At 72.7% G+C, this 3,944-nt stretch carries 4 protein-coding genes; 1 reads left to right on the top strand and 3 read right to left on the bottom strand.

The window, feature by feature from the left end; all coding sequences use genetic code 11:
• Positions 1 to 67: 67 nt before the first annotated feature.
• The 3 genes from OZN99_RS27220 to OZN99_RS27210 all read right to left on the bottom strand — a co-directional run bounded on the left by OZN99_RS27220 (position 68) and on the right by OZN99_RS27210 (position 2,481).
• Entirely contained in the window at positions 68 to 793 is a 726-nt protein-coding gene (locus OZN99_RS27220; protein ID WP_270938366.1) for a transporter substrate-binding domain-containing protein, read from the bottom strand.
• Between the two features lie 5 nt (positions 794 to 798).
• Positions 799 to 1,176, bottom strand: a complete 378-nt coding sequence (locus OZN99_RS27215) for a rhodanese-like domain-containing protein (RefSeq protein ID WP_270938365.1) — start codon at positions 1,174 to 1,176, stop codon at positions 799 to 801.
• Between the two features lie 66 nt (positions 1,177 to 1,242).
• Positions 1,243 to 2,481: a DNA methyltransferase gene (locus OZN99_RS27210; protein WP_270938364.1), complete on the bottom strand. Its 1,239-nt coding sequence runs from the start codon at positions 2,479 to 2,481 to the stop codon at positions 1,243 to 1,245.
• A gap of 113 nt (positions 2,482 to 2,594) precedes the next feature.
• Between OZN99_RS27210 and OZN99_RS27205 the strand changes: the two genes are divergently transcribed.
• Entirely contained in the window at positions 2,595 to 3,563 is a 969-nt protein-coding gene (locus OZN99_RS27205) for a Bug family tripartite tricarboxylate transporter substrate binding protein (protein WP_270938363.1), read from the top strand.
• The last annotated feature ends 381 nt before the right edge of the window (positions 3,564 to 3,944 follow it).

Genomic DNA, 3,944 nt, shown 5'->3' with positions numbered 1-3,944 from the left:
GACCGCGCCGCGGCACACCGCGTCCCCGGCGGAGCGCGAGGCGCAGCCGCGCGCCGTGTCGCGTGTCCTACGCGGCCGGCGCGACGGAGAGTCCCCGCACGCCGTGCGTCGCGATCAGCCGCGCGACCAGCCCGCTCGCCTTCGCCTCCTCGACGAAGTCGCGCAGGAAGGCGGCGGCGGCGGCATTGGCGCGGGCGGTGCCGACCGCCTGCTGCACGGCCATGAACTGGCCCTCCAGCACGCGCGCGCCGGGCAGCTTCGCGGCGTCCTCCAGCAGCTTCGGCCTTAGCCCCGCCAGCGCCTCCAGCCCCTGGTCGCGGAAGATCTCGAAGGAGGCGTCGAGGGTGGGCGCGCGGTGCAGCGCGGCCTGGCGGATGTTGCGCTCCAGCCAGAGGTCGTAGGCCGCGCGCGCGGCGACCGCGATCCGGACGCCCGGGCGGTCCACCTGGTCCATGGCGGTGATCGGCGAGCCCGCGGGCACCAGGTAGGTCGCCTGGATCTCGCAATAGGCGGGGCTGAAGGCGATGCGCTCGGCGCGCTGCGGCTCTGCGCCGATCAGGCCGATGTCCCAGGCATCCTTGCCGGCATCGTCGGCCAGCTCGCCCGGCCGCGGATAGGGTACGTAGCGCACCGGCACGCCGAGGCGATCGGCGATGGCGCGCGCCATGTCGGGCGCGACGCCCTGCGGCGCGCCATCCGGCGCGCGTCCGGTGACGAGCAGGAAGTTGCTCAGGTTGATCCCGGCCCGGAGCACGCCGGTGGGGGCGAGCTGGGCGACGACGTCCGGCGACATGCGGGTCAGACTTCCTCCACCGGCCCGCCGGCCTCCACCCAGTCCTTGAAGCCGCCGAGGTTGCGCACGTCGGTGTAGCCCATGTCCTTCAGCGTCTTGCCGGCGAGTGCGGAGCGGCCGCCGGAGGCGCAGTAGACGATGATGGTCTTGGCGCGGTCGAAGGCGGCGTCGTGCAGGGCGGAGGCCGGGTCGGCGCGGAACTCGAGCAGCCCGCGCGAGACGTTGAGCGCGCCCTTCGCCTTGCCGGAGGCCTTGACCTCCGCCGCGTCGCGCACGTCGAGCAGCACGACATGCGGCTGGTCTGCGAGCGACTTCGCCTCCTCCGCGCCGATACGGGGGACCGCGGCGTTGGCGGCGGCGAGCATCTCCTGGACGGTCTTCATCTGCGCTTCCTCCTCGTTCCGGAGGGCCGAGGCTAGGCCCGGGGGGCCTGCCGGCCAAGCCGGGGGTCACGCCCGCCGCATCACGACGATCCGGTTGGTGTTGGTGCCGCGCGCGTTGTTCGCGACACCCCAGCAATTCGCGGTCTTGGTGAAGTCCTGCCGGTTCACCATCACGAAGAGCCGCGCGAAGGGCAGGCCCTCGGCGGCCTCCCACACCAGGCGTTCCAGCAGCAGGCGGCCGCCGCGCACCTCGCCGACCTCGAAGGCGAGATGCCCGCCCGGGCGCAGCACGCGCGCCATCTCCGCCAGCGTCCGACGCACCATCGCCTGCCAGGCCGGGACGCTGCCGTGCTGCGCGATCGGCACGGCGCGGGCGTCGAGCCCGGCGAACCAGCAGCGCAGCCAGTTGTCGCGGGCATACTGCACCACGTCGAGGAAGGGCGGCGAGGTCACGACCAGCGCGACGGAGCCGTCGGCCAGCGCCGGGTTGCGCTCCGCCGGGCCGGTGGTCAGGCAGGGCGGCGGCGCGGTCCGCAGCGCCGGTGGCGGCGCATCGGCCAGCAGGGCGCGGGTCTTGCGCAGGATCAGCGCGGCGACGTCGCGCTCGGGCGGCACCTGGCCGCGGCGTTCGTTGATCCGCCGCTGCGCCGCGACCGAGACGGCCTGGTTCGGCGGCAGCGTGTAGACCGAGAAGAAGCCGGGCGAATGGCCGGTCAGCCGGTTCAGCGCGACCATGCGTATCCAGCCGGCGACCGGATCCGGCTCGGCACCGGGCGGGGCCTCGCGCAGCAGCCAGCGGCGCAGCGCCTCGATCCGGGCGAGCGTCGCCGGCCCGTAGAAGGCGAGGAGCTCGGGCGCGGTGATCGCGCCGTCCTGCCAGTCGATGCTGGCCAGCGCGGCGGCGACGGCCTCGGCCGTGACCGGGCGTAGCCGCGGCCGTGCCAGCATCACGCCGAGCGGGTTGATGTCGTTGCCAGCGGCACGCCGTCCGCGCAGCGCGGCCTCCAGCGGCGTGGTGCCGCGGCCCATGAAGGGGTCGTAGACCGTCTCGCCGGGGCGGGTCAGCCGCTCGATGAAGAAGGCCGGCAGTTGCGGCTTGAAGCAGGCGCGGTAGCTGACCTCGTGCAGGGAATGCGCCTGGCGCTGGCCGGCAGTCCAGAAGGCATTCACCAGATAGGGGACGCCATCCTCCACCCGCTCGAGGCTGGGCTGGCCGAAGGCGTCGAAGGCGCGCACGGCCTGGCCGAAGGGGTCGGCAGGTGGCGGACCGGGCGGGGCGAGGGCCGAATCGGGCGGGGCGGCCATGCCCGATCATGCCGCAACGGGGGCGCCAGGACACGCCCGCCGGCCGGCCCCCTTGCGCGGGCGGGTCGGCATTGGCACTTGCACGCCAACATCGAAGCTGAGGAAACGCAAAGATGCATCGCCGCACCCTTCTGGCCCTGGCAGCGACCGGCGTAGCCGCGCCTTCCGTGCTGCGGGCGCAAGGGACCTGGCCGGACCGGCCGATCCGCCTGATCGTGCCATGGGCGCCGGGTGGGTCCACCGACACCATTGCCCGGATCTTCCAGCCCCGGCTGGCGGCGATCCTCGGCCAGACGGTGGTGATCGAGAACCGCGGCGGCGCCTCCGGCGCGATCGGCGCGGCGGAGGCCGCGCGGGCGCCGGCCGACGGGTCCACCTGGATGTTCCAGTACGACAACGAGGCGTCCAACCAGACGCTGATGCGGCTGAACTACCGCACCTTGGACGCCTTCGCGCCGGTCAGCCTGGTGGCGACCGGGCCGCTGGCCATGGTGGCGCACCAGTCCACGCCCTTCCGCAACTTCCAGGACGTGGTGGCGGCGGCGCGGCGGGAGCCCGATCGCTGGAACTATGCGACCTCCGGCGCAGGCGGGTTGGCGCATATCGCGACGACGCTGCTGCAGCAGCAGAACAACTTCCGCCTGACCCATGTGCCCTATCGCGGCGGCGGGCCGGCCGTGACGGCGGCGGTGGCCAACGAGGTGCCGCTGTTCATGACCAATGTGGTGATCGTGAGCCAGCATATCCGCGCCGGGACGCTGCGCCCGCTCGGCGTGACGACGCGGACCGAGAGCCGGCACGTGCCCGGCACGCCGTCCTTCGCGCAGCAGGGCTTCGGCGACTTCGAGGCGCCGACCTGGTGGGCCTTCTTCGGCCGTGCCGGGACGCCGCAGCCGATCCTGGACCGGATGCATGCGGCACTCACCCAGGCGGTGAACGAGCCGGAGGTGAAGGCGCGCATCGAGGAGCAGGGCTGCGACATCAAGGCGTCCTCCCCGGAGGAATGCCGGCGTTTCGTGGCGAACGAGATCGAGCGTTGGGGCCAGGTGATTCAGCAGAACGGCATCCGCGCGGACAGCTGAGGCGCGGGGCATGGCGGTTGCCACGGGGGCGCCGCGAGGCGCCCCTTCGTGTTTCGGGCCGCTGCCGGAATATCGCCGGAGGGGGTTTGACAGCCTCCGGCCCGGCGCCTAGATAGCGCCCACCGACGACGACGCGTTGGGCACTTGAAGCGGCGGGCACGCCCCGCTATCTTCTGCGCCCCGCCAAGTTGGCGGTATCGGGACAGGCGGCACCGGGTGCCCCGAAAGGGGACAGGGCGGCTTCGTCCCATCGCTCTTTCAAACTGTATATCTGCGAGGGAAGTAGGTCTGGTTTGCCTGGACTGGCTGACGGTTGGCTGCTGGTGAGGTGGCTGATGGTTGGTGGGAAGGGTGGCCGGACGGAGAGTTGGTGATTTGTTT

This window comes from Falsiroseomonas oryzae, from assembly GCF_027856955.1.
Classification (GTDB): domain Bacteria; phylum Pseudomonadota; class Alphaproteobacteria; order Acetobacterales; family Acetobacteraceae; genus Falsiroseomonas; species Falsiroseomonas oryzae.
This window is presented reverse-complemented; position numbering and strand designations above follow the sequence as displayed.